Annotated in this window: 2 protein-coding genes; both read left to right on the top strand. The window is 65.4% G+C overall.

Annotation, left to right across the window (positions count from 1 at the left end; translation table 11 throughout):
• Nucleotides 1-167 precede the first annotated feature (167 nt).
• Nucleotides 168-1,757 carry an IS21 family transposase gene (gene istA, locus AAK988_RS11295; protein ID WP_158295183.1) on the top strand — a complete coding sequence of 530 codons (1,590 nt, stop codon included), beginning with the start codon at nucleotides 168-170 and terminating at the stop codon, nucleotides 1,755-1,757.
• 1 nt (nucleotide 1,758) lies between these two features.
• Nucleotides 1,759-2,514 carry an ATP-binding protein gene (locus AAK988_RS11290; protein ID WP_139912829.1) on the top strand — a complete coding sequence of 252 codons (756 nt, stop codon included), beginning with the start codon at nucleotides 1,759-1,761 and terminating at the stop codon, nucleotides 2,512-2,514.
• Nucleotides 2,515-2,607: the final 93 nt, after the last annotated feature.

Raw genomic sequence — 2,607 nt, 5'->3', positions numbered from 1 at the left:
TGAGTAGTAACCCTCTCCGGTACCAACAATCAGCAGAATCTGGTACCGCCAGTCAGCGGGCTTGGTACCCTGGGTAAGATAAATTGGTACCGCCGCCCATCGAGCCTAGAATTCCATGTCGCGAGCCCAATCCGGGGCTCGCTTTCATGGAAAGGGGCACGATGCCTATGTCCAAGAACAAGAAAATCCTCCTGATGCTGGCCAAGGGAGGGGCCACCCAGTCGGACATCGCGGCCGCGCTTCACGTCAGCAAGCGCGACGTCTCCGCCGGCGCCAAGGTGATGCGCGAATGCGGCCTGACGTTCGACGCCGTGAGCTCGATGGACGCCGACGCGGTCGATGACATGTTCTTCGCCAAGGAGGAGCGCCGTCCGAACGACGCCTACCTGAGACCCGACATGGCGGCGCTGGTCGAGCGCAAGAAAATGAGTCGGAAGCTGCCGGTGAAGCTCTTCTGGCTCGAGTACTGCGAGCGCGCCGCGGCGGAGGGGAAGCTCGCCTACGCCTACCAGACGTTCTGCGAGATGTTCGCCGACGCCGCAGGCAAGATGGGCGCGACCAGGCACTTCTCCCACGAGCCGGGGGCCAAGTGCTTCATCGATTGGGCCGGCGACGTCGCCCACCTCACCGACAAGCTGCTGGGAACCAGGACCAAGGTCTACGTCCTGGTCGTCACGTTGCCCTTCTCGGACAAGTTCTGGGCGGAGGGCTTCTGCGACATGAGGCAGAAATCCTGGCAGGAGGGCCAGATCCACGCGTTCGAGGAGTTCGGCGGCGTTCCGCGCATGTGGGTGCCCGACAACGCCGCCACGGCGACCGATCGGGCCGCAGCCCCGCGGGTCACGCTCGTGAACAGGGAGTACGAGCGCTTCGCCGAGCACTACGGGGCGGCCGTCCTGCCCGCCCGGGTCCGTCGGCCGCGCGACAAGAGCGTGGCCGAATCGTGCGTCGACCTGGTTGAGCGCTGGATCATCGGGCCGTCCGGCGAGATGACATTCTATACCATCGACGAGTTCAACGAGTTCTGCGCGGAGAAGGTGGCATGGCTCAACTCCCGGCCGTTCTCCGCCAAGGACGGCTCGCGCGACTCGGTGTTCGAGGAGGAGCGCATGCACCTGATGCCCCTTCCCGCCGAGCGCTACGAGATGTGCGAGTGGCGCAGCGCCAAGGTGGCCCCGGACTACCACGTCACCGTCGACTACATGCACTACTCCGTCGACCACTCGCTCATCGGCGAGCAGGTCGACGTGAAGCTGACCTCGTCGTCGGTCGCGGTGATGCACGGCGGGGCGGTGGTCGCCGTGCACCCGAGGCTTCACGGCCGCAAGGGGCAGTACTCGACCAACGTCGAGCACATGCCCGAGAACCATGCCGCGCTGGACGACCCGTGGTCGCCGGAGCGGTTCGCGTCGTGGGCGAGGCGCGTCGGCCCCGAGACCGCATCGGCGATCGAGCGCGTCCTCGCCAGCCGCGCGATCGTCGAGCAGTCGTTCGTCTCCTGCCGCAACATCCTCGGGCTGTCGAAGACGTACGCGCCGGCGCTGCTCGAGCGCGCTTGTGCCAAGCTGAACGCGGCCTCGGCGCTTCCCAGCTACACCGGCCTCAAGAACGCGATCCTCGCCATCAAGTCGTCCGACGCCGAGGAGCGAGCCAAGGGGCGCCCCGTCGGGGCCGCAGGCTCCGGCGAGCTGGTGGACCGCGCCAAATCGGCGGGCCGCCTGCGCGGCGCGGACGCCTACAAGAGAGGCGGCGAGTAGGATGCTTACCGAAGAGCACTTCGAGCTGTTCAGACAGTTCAGGATAAAGGCCATGGGGGACAAGCTGCGCGAGATGGTGGAGGACGAGTCGTACGATCGGTTCACCTTCGAGGAGAAGATGGAGATGCTCATCGACGCGGAGGCCGCCGCCAGGCGGGAGCGCAAGGTGGCCAAGCTCGTCAAGGACGCGCGCTTCAAGGATCCCTCGGCATGCGTCGAGGACGTCGTCTATCTGCCCGACCGGACGCTCGCCAAGGACCGTATCAACCGCCTCGCCCGATGCGAGTGGATCGGCGAGAGCGAGGTCGTCGTGGTCATCTCGAAAACCGGCTGCGGCAAGAGCTTCGTCGTTCAGGCTCTCGGCAACGCGGCGTGCCGCAGGCTGATACCCGTGCGCTACACGCGCCTCGCCGACATCTGCGACGATTTGAACCGGGCCCGCGCCGCCAAGGACGGCAGCTACTTCGAGAAGATGGACGCCTACAAGTCCGTCGCGCTCCTGTTGGTCGACGACTTCATGACGACGCCGATATCGACGCAGAACTCGGTCGACCTGTTCGAGATCATGGAGGCGCGCGAGGGCCGCCGCGCGACCGTCATCGCCTCGCAGCTCGAGCCGAACGAGTGGTACCTGCGCATCGAGGGCGAGCTGATGGCGGACTCGATCCTCAACCGCATCGCAACCGGTGCCCGCTACATAGATCTCGAGGGGCCGAACATGCGAGAGTACTTCGCCAAGAAGAGGCGCGCTGATTAGCGGTACCGAGACAGCCTACTCGCGGTACCGCCTTTTGCTGATCGCCGGTACCAAGCCAGGTGATCGATGGTACCGCGAGAGGTTACTACTCAG

The sequence above is a fragment of the Adlercreutzia muris genome, assembly GCF_041223505.1.
Classification (GTDB): domain Bacteria; phylum Actinomycetota; class Coriobacteriia; order Coriobacteriales; family Eggerthellaceae; genus Adlercreutzia; species Adlercreutzia muris.
This window is presented reverse-complemented; position numbering and strand designations above follow the sequence as displayed.